Annotated in this window: 15 protein-coding genes and 1 tRNA gene; 5 read left to right on the forward strand and 11 right to left on the reverse strand. The window is 34.0% G+C overall.

Annotated elements, in window-relative coordinates; translation table 11 throughout:
- Positions 1-133: 133 nt before the first annotated feature.
- Together DRF61_RS12500 and DRF61_RS12505 are read right to left on the reverse strand one after the other, a co-directional pair.
- Positions 134-520 carry a helix-turn-helix domain-containing protein gene (locus DRF61_RS12500; RefSeq protein ID WP_146896851.1) on the reverse strand — a complete coding sequence of 129 codons (387 nt, stop codon included), beginning with the start codon at positions 518-520 and terminating at the stop codon, positions 134-136.
- A 490-nt stretch (positions 521-1,010) separates the two neighbouring features.
- The gene (locus DRF61_RS12505) at positions 1,011-2,393 is read right to left on the reverse strand and encodes a tetratricopeptide repeat protein (RefSeq protein ID WP_111957496.1); all 1,383 of its coding nucleotides are present in this window, start codon (positions 2,391-2,393) and stop codon (positions 1,011-1,013) included.
- 462 nt (positions 2,394-2,855) lie between these two features.
- Between DRF61_RS12505 and DRF61_RS12510 the strand changes: the two genes are divergently transcribed.
- The 3 genes from DRF61_RS12510 to DRF61_RS12520 all read left to right on the forward strand — a co-directional run bounded on the left by DRF61_RS12510 (position 2,856) and on the right by DRF61_RS12520 (position 4,107).
- Positions 2,856-3,176 carry a hypothetical protein gene (locus DRF61_RS12510; protein ID WP_111957498.1) on the forward strand — a complete coding sequence of 107 codons (321 nt, stop codon included), beginning with the start codon at positions 2,856-2,858 and terminating at the stop codon, positions 3,174-3,176.
- 37 nt (positions 3,177-3,213) lie between these two features.
- Positions 3,214-3,384: a lmo0937 family membrane protein gene (locus DRF61_RS12515; RefSeq protein ID WP_111957500.1), complete on the forward strand. Its 171-nt coding sequence runs from the start codon at positions 3,214-3,216 to the stop codon at positions 3,382-3,384.
- A gap of 366 nt (positions 3,385-3,750) precedes the next feature.
- Positions 3,751-4,107, forward strand: coding sequence for a response regulator (locus tag DRF61_RS12520; protein WP_111957502.1), 357 nt, complete (start codon positions 3,751-3,753; stop codon positions 4,105-4,107).
- A gap of 303 nt (positions 4,108-4,410) precedes the next feature.
- On the opposite strand, the gene DRF61_RS12525 is transcribed toward DRF61_RS12520, so the two are convergent.
- From DRF61_RS12525 to holA, 9 genes are all read right to left on the reverse strand, one after another.
- The gene (locus DRF61_RS12525; protein ID WP_111957504.1) at positions 4,411-6,210 is read right to left on the reverse strand and encodes a POTRA domain-containing protein; all 1,800 of its coding nucleotides are present in this window, start codon (positions 6,208-6,210) and stop codon (positions 4,411-4,413) included.
- A gap of 385 nt (positions 6,211-6,595) precedes the next feature.
- Positions 6,596-7,177, reverse strand: a complete 582-nt coding sequence (locus DRF61_RS12530; protein WP_111957506.1) for a hypothetical protein — start codon at positions 7,175-7,177, stop codon at positions 6,596-6,598.
- A 344-nt stretch (positions 7,178-7,521) separates the two neighbouring features.
- On the reverse strand, positions 7,522-8,004 hold the full coding sequence (locus tag DRF61_RS12540; protein WP_111957510.1) for a hypothetical protein: 483 nt from the start codon (positions 8,002-8,004) through the stop codon (positions 7,522-7,524).
- Positions 8,005-8,093: 89 nt separating this feature from the next.
- Entirely contained in the window at positions 8,094-8,723 is a 630-nt protein-coding gene (locus DRF61_RS12545) for a hypothetical protein (RefSeq protein WP_111957512.1), read from the reverse strand.
- Between the two features lie 198 nt (positions 8,724-8,921).
- Positions 8,922-9,686: a hypothetical protein gene (locus DRF61_RS12550; protein WP_111957514.1), complete on the reverse strand. Its 765-nt coding sequence runs from the start codon at positions 9,684-9,686 to the stop codon at positions 8,922-8,924.
- A 483-nt stretch (positions 9,687-10,169) separates the two neighbouring features.
- Positions 10,170-10,254: transfer RNA gene (locus tag DRF61_RS12555), tRNA-Ser, on the reverse strand.
- Positions 10,255-10,381: 127 nt separating this feature from the next.
- On the reverse strand, positions 10,382-10,609 hold the full coding sequence (locus tag DRF61_RS12560) for a glyceraldehyde-3-phosphate dehydrogenase (RefSeq protein WP_111957516.1): 228 nt from the start codon (positions 10,607-10,609) through the stop codon (positions 10,382-10,384).
- A 154-nt stretch (positions 10,610-10,763) separates the two neighbouring features.
- Positions 10,764-11,705, reverse strand: a complete 942-nt coding sequence (gene trxB / locus DRF61_RS12565) for a thioredoxin-disulfide reductase (protein ID WP_111957518.1) — start codon at positions 11,703-11,705, stop codon at positions 10,764-10,766.
- A gap of 225 nt (positions 11,706-11,930) precedes the next feature.
- On the reverse strand, positions 11,931-12,968 hold the full coding sequence (gene holA / locus DRF61_RS12570) for a DNA polymerase III subunit delta (RefSeq protein WP_111957520.1): 1,038 nt from the start codon (positions 12,966-12,968) through the stop codon (positions 11,931-11,933).
- A gap of 7 nt (positions 12,969-12,975) precedes the next feature.
- On the opposite strand from holA, the gene DRF61_RS12575 reads away from it, so the two are divergent.
- Together DRF61_RS12575 and DRF61_RS12580 are read left to right on the forward strand one after the other, a co-directional pair.
- The gene (locus DRF61_RS12575) at positions 12,976-13,407 is read left to right on the forward strand and encodes a type I restriction enzyme HsdR N-terminal domain-containing protein (protein ID WP_111957522.1); all 432 of its coding nucleotides are present in this window, start codon (positions 12,976-12,978) and stop codon (positions 13,405-13,407) included.
- Positions 13,408-13,744: 337 nt separating this feature from the next.
- Positions 13,745-14,356 carry an HAD family hydrolase gene (locus DRF61_RS12580; RefSeq protein ID WP_111957524.1) on the forward strand — a complete coding sequence of 204 codons (612 nt, stop codon included), beginning with the start codon at positions 13,745-13,747 and terminating at the stop codon, positions 14,354-14,356.
- Positions 14,357-14,456 lie beyond the last annotated feature (100 nt).

The raw sequence follows: 14,456 nt of genomic DNA on the forward strand, positions 1-14,456 counted from the left end.
TTCTAAATAAGCTTCCGAATATTTTATCATTTGTTTTCGCTTACAAATCAATAAAAATATTCTATCAGAAACAAAAACCCGAGGTACCAACAGAGTACTTCAATTTTTAACAACCTGTAAATCAAAACGTTAATTAATTACCTAGATTATTCCGGAACCATACAACCATATCATCTTTTGCAGGTACGGAAAGTCTTTTTCTTAAATTGTATTTGTTATTTTTTACGGTCTGGACAGCTTTAAAAGTATACTCCGCAATATCTTTTGTATTAAATCCCAAATAAATATAAGCGCTAAGAATAAGCTCAGAAACTTTAAGGTTAGAATTGATTTCTAATAACTTTTTCTGAAAATCCGGATATTTTTCCTGAAAGTGTCCCCAAAATTCAGGGCTGTTGTTCTTAGCCAGATACATTATTCCATCAAATGCTTCACTGGTTTTCTGCCCCGATAATAAAGCTTGTGTATTTTTTTTCTTTTTACTTGAAGCCAATAGCATCCTATAAACTAATGGAATCATTGTGACAGCACTCCCGATCAATAAATAATATATAATAAGATTTTTCTTTTTTCTTTTTTTGTGTTGTTTTGCTAACATGCTAAATTAAGTACCATTGATTAATAATTCTTAAAGACATGAGTAATAATGGCGTGTTTAAACCGCAATTATTAAAGATGAATTGTAGTCGATTGCTTAGGCCCAATGTCTAGCTGCTCGTTGTACAATATCATTTTAAAGTAGAAATATGCATCCTTTTTCATCGTGTTTTAAGTTTTTGTGTTAATAAAGAATTTTGAAATCTAAACCACAAAGCAAGAGAAGTCAGAGTTGAAAACAAAAAAAATAAGGTACCAACGAGGTACCTTTTATGCTAAATACAATAATAACAGCTACTTAATCACTCAAATTGGTTTTATGCAGTGAATATCTTTAATTTTTTTATAATAGAAAATCTATCCTTTTCCATTAAAAGATTGATTGGTAAATTTGTGCTGAAATTAGGCCTTACCTAAATGATTCTCATCCATAGTGTAATATCTTCCTGCTGAGGAACATTCAACCTTTTTCTAAGATTATATTTATTATTTTTTATCGTCTGTACAGCCTTAAAAGTATATCGGGCAATATCTTTCGTATTAAATCCCAAGTAAATATAGGCACATAAGATGAGCTCCGACGTTTTTAAATTAGGATTAATGATCAATATTCTTTCGCGAAATTCGGGATATACCTCCTGAAAGCGGCCCCAGAATTCCGGGCTGTTTTCTTTTGCCAGCTGTATAACTTCTTCAAAACTTTCATTTACTTTCTTCTTAAGTGCTCTTACCTGTTGATCTTGCTGTAAAATAGCTGCTGTATTTTTTGTAAGTAAAAAGTCTTTTTTCTTATTTTTCATGTAATGTGAAAAACTTAACACACTGATTATAATAATAACGCCTAAAAATAGTCCCCCTAAAAGATAATACAGCTTCATGTTTGAATTTTGATTCTGTTTCTTTTCATCATTAATAAACTTTTTTTCAGTAGCCTGTATGGCTATTATATTATTTTCAGCTAAACTATCTCTTAATTTTGTGTACTTCAGTAAATACTCATTAGCTTTATAAACGTTGTTTTGTGAACTATATATTTCAGCTATGTCTTTATAATTCTTCATTACATTTTTAGGTCTCTTCATTCTCATGGATGCTTCGAGGGAATTCTCATAAAACGCCAAGGCTTTACTGTATTCACCTTTATACTTATAATATCGACCCGACATATAATTAAACACCAAATAATCAAAAGTTTCCGTAGATTTTTTTAAAAGACTTTCAGCTTTATCCAAGTAAAATTTCGCGGAATCTTTGTTCTTTTTTTGGGTGATAAAATAATCTGTAAGATTAGTTGCTTCCACTACCCGGGGAGAAATCTTATATGCTTTGTGGACATAATAGTACATTGAATCATTATCCTTGAGCAATCCAAAATTGACAGCTTTACTTCCGTAAATAAAATGGAGCTGTTTTTGTTTCTGTTTTTTGTCCTTTAATTTAAATGCCTCTTTTAATGCCTTATTATAATTTTCATTTGACTTTTCAGTGAAGCCTAATGCATAATAGTTTTTTCCGTACCATGTAAATAATGATGATAATAAAGCTGGGTCATCTCCGTATTCGGAAGTCAGATCTTCTGCTTTTTGCAGATATTGTAGCACTTCATCATATTTTCCTAGAGAATGCAGAAAACCTGCAATATAAATATATCCCCGTGCTTTTCCCTTAGCATAATTAATTTTCTCTGACAGCTTAATTGTTTTTTTACTGAACTCTATACCTTCATAGAACTTTTCTTCCTGAAAATATTGATAGTACTTATCTTTCTGTAACTGATCTATTTCGGACGGGGACAACTGCTGAGTATAAAATACACAGGACAGGAACAAAAAAAAGGGCAATATAAAACGGTACATATATTTTTAGATAACACATCTGATAAGCAAGTTATTCTGAGCAAGATTTAACAGTCACAATCAGTACTTACTAAAATTAATAAAATTTAACCATTATTCCATATAAATAACGATAATTTAAAAATATGACTGTTATATTACTGTATTCTACGAAGTATACGCCTAATATTCAGAATAGATAATTAAATAAACATTTTCAACACATTAAAACAGAAAATTTTAATTTTAAAAGTAACCGTTACCAATAGACAGCATTAGATATACAATCTCTGTAGCCGGCAACGTAGTGACCAAGGTCCGAAATGGATGGCTACAGAGGACAAGAAAAAAGGATCTTCTATAAAAGATACCACATTTCTTCCGATGGCAGAAAATTTGTAATCATATCAATAAAAATATCCTATGAACAATACAGTAAAAATAGCGTTAGCCCTGGCGGCAGGAAGTTCTTTACTTTATATGGGTCTGCGAAAAAAAAACAAAAAGAAAGAGGTATTTCTTGCCCCCGACGGAAATACTTATAAAGAAAATGAAATTTACCGCACTTATGACAACAAATTGTTTAAGAATGGTAAAGAGTTTCATTTTGAGACTCCTGAATTAGATGACCACTTTCCTAAATCAAACACCTTTTACGGTACAATGAATGGGAACACTCATTTAAAACAACAAACGGCAAACAAGAATGTTACTTACCATCATAAAGGGGTAAGGCATCATTAAAGCTTCACCCCTATTACCAACCACAAAAAATAGTATTATGAGAAATTTATTATGGCTTGTTGCAGTAATCTGCATCGTTGTATGGCTATTAGGAATGCTGGGGATTATCCCTGGTATGGACACCGGAAGTTTAATTCATACTCTTCTGGTTATTGCTGTTATTGTTATTTTGATCAATTTATTTACAGGACGAAAGCCCCTGAATTAAATATCAGGAAACAACCAATAAAAGGATGCTACTTGGCATCCTTTTTTATTTGTTCTCAACACAGGGAATCCTTCGTTTTACTTCAGAGAATAATCTCACCCATCCAATTCAGTTTTTGAGCCTAAAATAAAAACATGAGAATGCCCGGATTTCACATCCAATGTGACGGTTTTCAACGCATTGAATATTTTCGTAAACATTTGGAATCCAACCACTATTCGCAATAAATCACTTTTTAAGGTAGGTCATCATACTTGGGTTATTGCAGCTGTAAATGGCCTTACTAAAATTATAAATTCTCTTTATATTTCACCAATAGATATTCAATTATTCTTTTCCTTATATTTACAGAATATACTAGTTATTATGACAAAAAAAGTTGTCCTTGTTCAAGATAATGAAGCCATCTTGGATATAATGGATCAAGTGTTGAAAGAAGAAGGTTTTGATGTTACTTCATCATTAACAACTGAACCGATTGAAAAAATCGACGAGATTGAACCTGACGTCGTTATTGTAGATGATTATATCAAAGGAAATAAAAAGGGATCAGAGGTCATCGAAGAATTAAAATCTGTGCCGGAAACAGAAGATATATCAGCTGTCCTGACTTCTACGGCTCATGATTTACCCGAGAAAGCAAAAGAATGCAAAGCAGATGACTATATTGAAAAACCATTTGATATTGATCACATGATAGAAGTGGTTAAAAAAAATTCTTAATCAGGTCCATACTCAACCTGGTTAAAAAAATTGGTTGTGTGTCGCAAGATAGAAAGAAAATTTACAAACTGCCGATATTAGTTCCCAAATTAGGATTTATTTACCTTAATGCTTCTATAGGTAGTTTCAAACATTTTCGTTCGTTTGTTCACCACCCTTTTCAATATTTGATTTTAATTATTCTCAAATTTCACTGCGGCATTTCTGTTACCCAATGTAGCAGCAAATTCGGTCGGATTGTCAACATCTCCAAGTTTTGTATAGCTGTATGTGGTATTGAAGCTCCTATATAAAATAACACCATTAATTTCCGAAATTCACAAAGTGTGGGATTTCTGTCCCTAAGTCATTCACTGGCAACACATTGTTCCGGTTGCTGTTAAAATCAAAAATAGAATTATTATCGAAAGGAACACGGGGATAGTACGTAAAAGAAATTTGAATTCTATTGAAAACCAAATATGGATTATTTATCAAAACACCAATTCCTATTTTAGTGTTACTTTTTGTTTTCAATAATTTATCATCAGGCATACCCAACCACCCAACTGCAGCAGTCAGATAGGGACTGAAATGAAAATTCTTCCAGGTTTTATTAATAAAAAGCTGAAGCTGATATCTCAAAACTAATTTCTTTGTTCCTATATAATCTGAATTATAAACAGGAAATTCATCTGCAGAGGAAAGATTAATTCTGTCTTTATAAGAATAATTATGCTGCGGATTTCCTAATGCTAAAGTTGGAGAAAAGAAATGTCTTGCTTTGGCAAATTTCCAATCCATAAGATTAGTAAAATAAATTCCATCTAAACGAAAAGACTCACGGTTTTGACTGTCTTCATTAAAAAACCTTCCAAACTGAGCTTTCACATTGAAATAACCGATCTTTATAAAATTACCATACGATGCAGAAACTCCCACGTAAGGCTTCACCTCATTACTTCTTGATAAAACTCCGGCAGTAAGATTCATTGAATTGCCATAGGCAATATCTTCCGGCAAATTATATTGAAAAATATTCTTCTGAACTGAAAAGTTTCTGTGAATAAATCCGGCAGACATCAGAAAACTGCTGTAAGAGCTAAAATATTGATATTGGTCAATTCCCGGACTGTCTTTATATTGATAATTCTGGAATCTTCCTATCAATGCAATATTACTGTCGACTTTTTCATTTGAATCAGATGAAACAGGGATTTGATAACCACCCCATAAATCCTGGCTGTACACCTTGATCTGCACTTCCGGAAATGTGGTGCCTGTCTCTACTGGAAGTGAAACATTCCGCATAAAATATTCGAAAGTAAAACCACCTGCCCATTTTGTAAGGGGTGAGAAAAAATCTCTTCTGACATTGAAATTGATTCTTTCATTTTTCAAAAAATCACGTTCTCCCAATATCTGAGCATTAATATAAGAACCCCAAAGGTTAAATGCAGTATAGCTTCCTAAAAGATAGTCCTGCTTTTCTTTGGAATCATTTCTATAAAGCAAATTCAATTCATGTCCTAATCCCAATAGATTTTCTTCGGAAACACCTAAGCCAATTTTACTTCCTGAATAACTGACTCTCGGCTTTAGACTCCAGGAATCGAGAACTTTTACCACAACATCAATAGAATCTTTGCTGGAAGTACTGTCGGAAACACTAATATTCACTCTGTTTATAAAAGGCATTGCTCTTAGCAAACGTTCAGATTCGTAGAGTTTCTGAGCATTATATTCTTCACCTTCCTGAAAAAGTAAATAATTATTAACAGTAGAGGTTCTTGTATTCGCATGAAGGTGATTGGTGAACCAATCATACCATCTGGATTTTTCCTTTTTTTCTTTTGAACCATATCCAAAAGGGTCAATTGTTTCTATCCTGATATTTCTGATATATTTCCCATTGTGAGTCTTTTGTAAAAGTTTCTCAGTTCTTGTTTTAACAGAGGCAGAATCTGCCTCCCTACGAAATATAAAACGGTGAATAAATTTGGTAACTTTTCTTTTATCCGAAAAGTTTTCAATTTTATAATAAAGTGAATCCTTTCTTTCCTGTGCACTTAAAAAGAAAAAACAATTTAAAAAGAAAATAAGAATTACGGCCGATTTGTTCATCAATAATTAAAAATTAAAATTTAATATCAATTAATAAGCCAATATAGGGTAATATAATAATTTAGTTGCACCTTCTGTTTCCGGCAATTACCCATACAATTATGATGGGTGCTTCAATGGTCTAATTAGGGGATTTTTATTGGAATTTAAAAGCTTCGGAATGAATGCGATACGTAACTCTGCCAAGTAACGGTTAAAAATTAATACCTGACTTACTGTGGAAAAATATTTACCTGCAGGTAAAATGATCGATTTCCAACTACCAATGAAGCATTAACACAGACCGGAGTAACCCGGGGAGAAACATCCAGACAATAGCACCTTGGCCGACCACAGGTGGCTCTACGCGATTCATGATTCAGTAATTCAGCTTGGAAACTATTAATTAATAGAATTCTTTATCAGAAAATTTGAAATCCTGTATTGTAGGCAGGGGTCTTATTAAAACTCTTTTTTTTCTTGCTTTCAATGCTTTGGCTGAACCTGATATTTCATCAGTTTCGGTTCTGATCCCTGTAACCAAATCAAATTTGGTTTCTGTAAATATGGTATTTTCATCAGTATAACCTTTGGTTGCATTATTCGTGAGCTTATTGACATAAATTAATTCAAAATTACCATTTTGATATTTGAAATCATATGTAATATTCCCGCTTTTAATTTCACTCCACATTTTTAAAATCCCGTTTTCAATAAAGAAATCGGGAATTTGATATCCATTAAATTTACCTTGGTTTTCGACGGGATATTGCGGTTCGATGATTTGAGTTGAAGATACAGCCAAATTTAATTTTCCATTGGGTTGAGACAGAAAAATTTGTAATCTTAACGGTCTTGTCTCGTCTACTGTATCCATTTTCACGGTTATTTTATCCATTTTGCCGTCATTATTTAAGTCACCGTTTTCTTCCCTGACCTGATACGTATAATTGTCTTTAGTCTTAATATTTTGGGAAGATAAATTCATTGGGACTAAAATTAAAATGAATATAAAGTATAGGTAAATGTTGTTCATAATTCTATTCATTTATTTTTGGTTTTTAATGGCTATATCACCTAAGCTATTTTCTGAAAATCTCAACAACAATTAACAACATTATTTTACCGTATAAAAGACAGAATTTCATTAAATGGTTTTCCGAAGATAACTCCATATAAAGAAACCACAAATAAAACAGCTATAATAATTAAAAAAACGGGCTTATATCTGAATACCAGCCCTCTCTTTTGAGTATATCTGTAATTGATGTATGTACCGATTAAAAAAAGCCCCGTAAATAAGAGTATAAAATAATTGACCTGCATACCATATTATTTTACTTTGTCGATTCGTACTTCAACAGGATAAATTGATGATTTTCCAACTTCAAATGAAACTTCTACTTTATCATTCGTTGTTAGGGGTTGGCCATCGTTGTCGTAGAATATTGTTTTATCGGAACCACGTCCTGCATCTTCAGGAACAAAAACACTGTTGTGTCCATCTTGTTTCCAATCCATCTCTACTGGCGTAATTGTTTCTCCGTCATCGCCAGGTGCTGTATTCACATATACGGTTTGAGGCCTGTCAATGTACACCGTCATTCCCGCGGAATAATTCAAATAGCCTGTAATAGAAAAACGTTTGCCTTCATTCACCTCTTTGGCTGCGATTATTTTTTGGACCGCTGTTTTGGACGATTCTACTGGTCTTCCTTTCTCACGGTTTTTACCACTTTCAAAATAGGAGCACGATGTGGCTGTTAATAATGCTCCTGCAACTGCTGCCATTACCAATAATGTTTTAGTTTTCATATTATTTTTTTTAATGATGTTTTTGGTACCGCATACTACTTATGGTTTCTCCATATTCTCTTCGTAGCCTGAACTAATTCTCTGACTAATTAATGATTAAATAACTCAGCAACTACTTCTTCCAATTTTTTCTGTAACTGACCTGTTTCAGCCGTTGTCACTTTTCGGTTGATTCTCATATCATTTCTAAGTTTCAGATAATAATCCAATTCATTTTTTGTCGTTGCAGGTTTGATCTGATGAAAATTTGAGCCTATCCAATAATCGCCTTTACATTTGTCATTATATAATTCTAAAAATATAAAATCGTCCTTTTTATCTCCATTGATGTCCTTGATAACGAACGCAGGAATAGTAAGATCACAACCTTTGACAGTCAGAACAGATTTAAACTTTGAAACCATCTGATTTGTTTCCGGGCTGATAAAAAAGTAGGTTAATGATGATGTCTCTTTATCATCTCTCTCTACTGTGCAGATTGCCAATACAACCGGATCATTGTCTGCTTTTGTGATATAAGCTTTTTTTAGCGTGACAGGAATCAGCTCTCCAGTATTATCATTTTTTATTTTTGAAGGCACAATCTGCTTTGCATAATCAAAAGTGTCCTTTCTCCAGTCCGGAAATGTACTGGGGATAACTGCTTTACTTTTCTGTGCAGTGGCACTAATAAATAATAACAGAGATATGAAGAATAATAGTTTGCTATTTTGTGTCATTTGTTATGTATTTAAACTCTGTAATATATCACATGATTGCCGAATTTTTTCAAAATTTTTATTTAAGCTGAAAAGAAAACATAGCAAAATTCAAGAGAATATTACCATGTTAAAATACGAAAAATATAACTCATTAAAGAAATAGTAATTTTATTATGATGATACCCCTAACTATCCTCATGGATGAATTGGTTTACATCACAGAGATTTTTTCCAAAATCTGTATCCTGCCGAATAGATCCCAAGCTCTTCCATTTTTTTAATGTAAGATTTTTCAAACATTGACAATTTAATTTCTGTTGCATCTACCGATCTGGATATTTTATTTCCCTGTGAATCGAAAGAGATCTCCTCTTCTTTATGATCATCTTTAAAAAGATAATAGTAGAAAGTTTTACCCTCCCAATAAGAAGCATTTGGATCGTTATCATCAACAGCAAGTTTCTTGCAGTTCTTACTGATATAGTCTTTGATCTTATTAAAGTCAGCATTATTTTTTGAAGTCTTTCCCACTTCAAGATACATTAAGTTGCCTTTACGGTCTTCCGCCATATCTATTTTGGGGAATGCTACTGTATTTAAAATAGCTAGCTTATCTTTTTCAGGATCATACGCTACCGTCTTGTATCCATAACCAAATATTTCGGTTGGTTTTTTATTTCTTACCATCCAGTCATTGGTTGATTCCAAAGACAGGTCTGTAGGGAACCTCCCATCTGTTTTATAGTAACCTAAAGTATCTTTGACAAAAAATGCATTATCTAGAAGATTCAGGGCTTCTTTCTTATCCATACTTTTAGGATCTTTCGAAATGATCTCATTGGTTTTTTTAATCTTGTTCATATAAAATTCTGAGGCATTAAAATCGTTTGATATTTTTGCCAGATCAACAATTTTGTTGTCTTGAGAATGACAGGATGTAAGAAGGAATAATGCGATGATCAGGTAAATTTTATTTTTCATGAGTTATTGATTGTAAGATATAAATTTATAATATTATTTGGTGACAATGATGATACTTAATAAATCAGTTTCTTTACTATCATTTTATATAATATACTCAGCATTTAAGATAACAAGAGATCTTCAATGATAAAATCAAGCTTTCATCATTAACTTAGAAATCCAGGCCAGGATTAATAGATGAAGATGATGAGGAAAATGTTGATTTTTGATTCAATGTCAGGCTTCAATTCAGTATACCTTTTTTCAAAATTTTCAGATTTTCTTCCTTTTTCTGGATTTTAAACTCAGGAAGTTTTAATTTTTCCTTTTAGAACCGGAAATCTATTTTTTCAGTCAGGAATACAGAAGTAGATACCTCTGTAATTAAACAGATCATATAAATGGTAACCTATTTGATTTTTCTGACACTAGCATAAAAATAAAAAACGCTGTAAACATTGATGTTTACAGCGTTTTAGCTTATTTTGGTCCCCCAACTTGCGGAGAGAGAGGGATTCGAACCCCCGGACCTGTTACAGTCAATAGTTTTCAAGACTATCGCAATCGACCACTCTGCCATCTCTCCTGAATAACGGCTATACCGTTGTTTTCAGTGGTGCAAATATAAAACGATTTTACAGTTCTGCAAAACTTTTCTGCGAGAAATTTTAACTAAACCTAATAATAGACTTAAAATCAGGGGAATTATTTTTCTAGGACACCCTGACCTCTTCCCTGTCTACTATAGCAATGAAACTGTTTTTTATAAGATCTGATGGATACACAAACTGATCTCCATTTTCTCCCTTCACTACAATAGCCGCCTGTTCATCGTTCAGGCATTTGTCCAGCTGGCTTTGCATTTCATTCAGTCTTCCATCCTGGATTTCAATCGTATAGGTTCCTGTTATGTGCTTTATTTTTATGACTTTCTTGTGCATATTATTTTTTTTGATTGGGATTTAAATTTAGGAATTTTACTTAAAGTAGCTAAGGGTTTAATAAGCTTTTGTAACTTTTGTGATAAAAAAGAAGATAAAATACAATAAAAAAAGCGTACCCGGTGGGTACGCTTGTATGATAATAGGTTGAATATTAATGTAATTCAGCCAGATATTTCTCTGCATCCATTGCCGCCATACATCCGCTTCCTGCAGCGGTGATCGCCTGCCTGTAAATATGATCCTGAACATCTCCTGCAGCAAAAACTCCCGGAAGATTCGTTCTTGTAGATCCTTTTTCAGTAAGGATATATCCGTTTTCGTCAAGATCAATTTGTCCCACGAAGATATCTGTATTCGGCTTGTGTCCGATCGCGATGAAGATACCTTCTACGTCAACGGCAGAGGTTTCCTGCGTTTGGTTGTTGATGATCAGGGCTCTTTCTACAAGGCTGTTTTCACCTTCAATACCAATCAGCTCATGATTGAATTTCACTTCAATATTCGGAGTATTTTCTACTCTGTGGATCATCGCTTTAGAAGCTCTGAAAACATCTTTTCTTACCAGCATGGTTACTTTTCTCGTAAGCTTTGCAAGGTAAGTTGCTTCTTCTGCTGCTGTATCTCCCGCTCCTACTACTACCACATCTTTTCCTCTGTAGAAGAAACCGTCGCATGTAGCACATGCCGAAACACCTCCTCCCGCGTATTTCTTCTCATCGTCAAGGCCAAGATATTTGGCTGTAGCTCCTGTAGAGATAATCACTGTTTTTGCCAGGATCTCTTTATTCCCAGCATATAATTTATGAACACCGCCGTTTTCTTTAGAGAATTCAGCTTTGGTGATCATTTCATAATGAACTTTAGTCTCGAATCTTTCCGCCTGCTTCTGTAGATCCATCATCATTTCAGGTCCTGTAATCCCTGCCGGATATCCTGGAAAGTTATCAACTTCCGTAGTTGTTGTTAATTGTCCGCCCGGCTCCAAACCTGTATACAGTTCAGGTTTTAAGTCTGCTCTTGCTGCATATATTGCCGCTGTGAAACCAGAAGGTCCAGATCCAACGATCACACAATCTAAAATATTTTGCTCCATAAATTTACTTTGTTCAAAAAGATTTTAATTCAGTCCGCTAATTTCGTAATTTTTAATGTTTTATTAAAGTATTTTTAATGATACTTGTCAATATCAAATATGTGAACTGTCGATAAATTGTTCGTGTTTCGGAATGCAGGTTATAATGTGCAGTTACGGGCTATTTTCATTCTCATTCTACCCCTACAACTCTCATACTCTCCCACTCTCAAACTCATCAATTCATTACACCTTCATTTTAATTTTATCCACATTGATAATCTTATATACCAGCTCCTTAATCAGTTCAGCTTCTCCCATATTCACTGCACCAAGTCCCTTGCCTTTCATATCAAACTCTCTTAAAATAGAAATGACCCTTGTGGCATGTTTTAGTGGATACAGTCTTGCACTTTCTGCATAATCTTTAATAAAATAAGGGTTAACCCCCATCTGCGAAGCAATAACCTGTGGCGGCTGTCCGGCCATAGTCTGGTAAATGATCACATTGGAAAAGTAGCTGTAAAGGCTTGCCAGCATCATAACAAAAGGATTGTTCTTTGGGTTTTTACCCATAAAATGAGCAATCTTAAAGGCCGCATCAGCATTTTTGGTTCCTAAAGCCTTCTGAAGCTCGAAAACATTATATTCCTTGCTGATTCCGATATGGTTTTCCACGATCGTCCCATCCAGCATTTCACCTTCTTTAAGGATGATCTTTAGTTTATTCAGTTCGTTGGCAATTCTTGAAAGGTCGTTTCCCAGATATTCTGCAAGCAGATGGGAAATATTCGGAGCTGTTTTAATTTTAAGGCGTGTACATTCATCAGCAATCCATTTCGGAAGATTGGTATCTCTCACCGACTCACTTAAGAAAAGAACCTTGGCTTTGTCCAAAGCTTTTGTGGCTTTTTTTCTGCTGTCCAGTTTCTTATGCTTATGGGCAAAAACAAGCACGGTAGATGGTACAGGATTTTCAACATAGGTTTCCAAAACTCTGTTTTCCTCTTCATTAAATTTCAAATCCTGAGCTTCCTTTACAATGATCACCTGCTTGTCCCCCATCATTGGGAACTGTCTTGCCAGGGAAAGAATCTCCTGATAAGAAGTATCTTTTCCGTATACAACAGTCTGGTTAAAAGCTTTTTCATCTTCCTCCAGAAAGTCGTGTTCTAGCACTTTTACAGCAGCATCAATAAAGTAAGGTTCTTCTCCGTGGAAAAAATAAATAGGTAAAACTTCTTTATTTTTAATATTTTTGAGGATTAAATCTAATTCTTTCATCTTATTAATGGAACTTCCAAAACTGAATTTTCAGGAAACTTTTGATTTTAAATTCAAGAAAGACAAAGATAAGTTTTTTATTTATGACTTGATCCGTAAAACTTATCTTCTCCTTACCCCTGAGGAATGGGTGAGGCAGCACTGGGTACACTATTATCTCACCGTAAAGGCCTATTCTCCGTCCGCTCTTATTACCGAAAAAAAGATCCTTCTGAACGGCCTTACCAAAAGAATCGACCTGCTGGTTACCGAGAAAACAGAACCCATTATCCTGATTGAATGCAAAGCGCCCCAAATTAAGCTTACAGAGAAAACATTTGAACAGACAGCGCGGTACAATTCCATTATCGGAGCGAAAGAAATTATCCTGACCAATGGCCTGCAGCACATCAATGCTTATTATGAAAACGGGCAATATCAGTTTTATAAACCGGAGTAAACTTTCTAACCACCAGTTTTTAATTGACGGGGATCACATTCCCTTCCACCGGAGGCGTGGCGAAAATTCAAAGAATTTTTGACGGGGTGGTTTAAAAAGATACATATCAACCACAAAAGTCACAAAAGCTTTTGAAACACTTAAGTGTATTTAAGTTGAATACACTGCGCAAAGAAGTACACTTAAGTTTTCATGAAAGTCTCTGATTTTCTCCTTATGTGATCTTATTATTTTCAGCCTGGTAAAACTTTTAAAACTAAAGTGCTCTCAAGTGTTTAAAATTAAAAACTTTTGCGACTTTTGTGGTTAAATAAAATTAAAAAAGTTTAAAACATATATGGAAATTAAGAATATCATCTTCGATTTTGGCGGCGTACTCATGGATTGGAATCCCAGATATTTTTTTAAAGACTATTTCAATGACGATGAGAAAATGGAATATTTTCTTGAAAACATTGCCCAGTCGGAATGGAATGAAGAGCAGGACCGCGGCAGAAGCCTGGCAGAAGGCACCGACATCCAGATTAAAAAATTCCCTGAATGGGAAAAGGAGCTCAGAGCTTATTATGACAACTGGACTGTAATGCTGAAAAGTGATATTCCGCAGAATGTAGAGATTTTAAGACGCTTAGGAAATACAGACTATCAATTGTTCGGGCTTACCAACTGGTCTGAGGAAACTTTTCCTTATGCCCTGGAAAATTATGACTTCTTCAAGCTTTTTAACGGAAAGATCGTGGTTTCGGGAACAGAAAAACTGATCAAACCGGATCCTAAAATCTGGCATATTCTGCTGGAAAGATATAATCTTAAAGCCAATGAATCTGTTTTCATCGATGATAATCCTAAAAATATCGAAATGGCCAATTCACTTGGGTTTAGGACCATAAAAATCGATCCGGATACTGATCTGGAAAAAGAACTGGCAGATTTGGGAATTCAATTCTGATCACCTTTGGCTTTACAATATTTTCATCCTCAATATAAGTTATTTTTGGTAATTTAGTTGAGGATTTTAATTAACCTGAATTCATAATTAAAACCTTTTT

The organism is Chryseobacterium lathyri (assembly GCF_003290185.1).
Classification (GTDB): domain Bacteria; phylum Bacteroidota; class Bacteroidia; order Flavobacteriales; family Weeksellaceae; genus Chryseobacterium; species Chryseobacterium lathyri.

Coding starts and splice junctions, on each gene's coding strand:
- DRF61_RS12500 (WP_146896851.1), bottom strand. CDS start 520: ATGATTCCATTAGTTTATAGGATGCTATTGGCTTCAAGTAAAAAGAAA.
- DRF61_RS12510 (WP_111957498.1), top strand. CDS start 2,856: ATGAACAATACAGTAAAAATAGCGTTAGCCCTGGCGGCAGGAAGTTCT.
- DRF61_RS12515 (WP_111957500.1), top strand. CDS start 3,214: ATGAGAAATTTATTATGGCTTGTTGCAGTAATCTGCATCGTTGTATGG.
- DRF61_RS12520 (WP_111957502.1), top strand. CDS start 3,751: ATGACAAAAAAAGTTGTCCTTGTTCAAGATAATGAAGCCATCTTGGAT.
- DRF61_RS12525 (WP_111957504.1), bottom strand. CDS start 6,210: ATGAACAAATCGGCCGTAATTCTTATTTTCTTTTTAAATTGTTTTTTC.
- DRF61_RS12530 (WP_111957506.1), bottom strand. CDS start 7,177: ATGAATTTATCTTCCCAAAATATTAAGACTAAAGACAATTATACGTAT.
- DRF61_RS12540 (WP_111957510.1), bottom strand. CDS start 8,004: ATGAAAACTAAAACATTATTGGTAATGGCAGCAGTTGCAGGAGCATTA.
- DRF61_RS12545 (WP_111957512.1), bottom strand. CDS start 8,723: ATGACACAAAATAGCAAACTATTATTCTTCATATCTCTGTTATTATTT.
- DRF61_RS12550 (WP_111957514.1), bottom strand. CDS start 9,686: ATGAAAAATAAAATTTACCTGATCATCGCATTATTCCTTCTTACATCC.
- DRF61_RS12560 (WP_111957516.1), bottom strand. CDS start 10,609: ATGCACAAGAAAGTCATAAAAATAAAGCACATAACAGGAACCTATACG.
- trxB (WP_111957518.1), bottom strand. CDS start 11,705: ATGGAGCAAAATATTTTAGATTGTGTGATCGTTGGATCTGGACCTTCT.
- holA (WP_111957520.1), bottom strand. CDS start 12,968: ATGAAAGAATTAGATTTAATCCTCAAAAATATTAAAAATAAAGAAGTT.
- DRF61_RS12575 (WP_111957522.1), top strand. CDS start 12,976: ATGGAACTTCCAAAACTGAATTTTCAGGAAACTTTTGATTTTAAATTC.
- DRF61_RS12580 (WP_111957524.1), top strand. CDS start 13,745: ATGGAAATTAAGAATATCATCTTCGATTTTGGCGGCGTACTCATGGAT.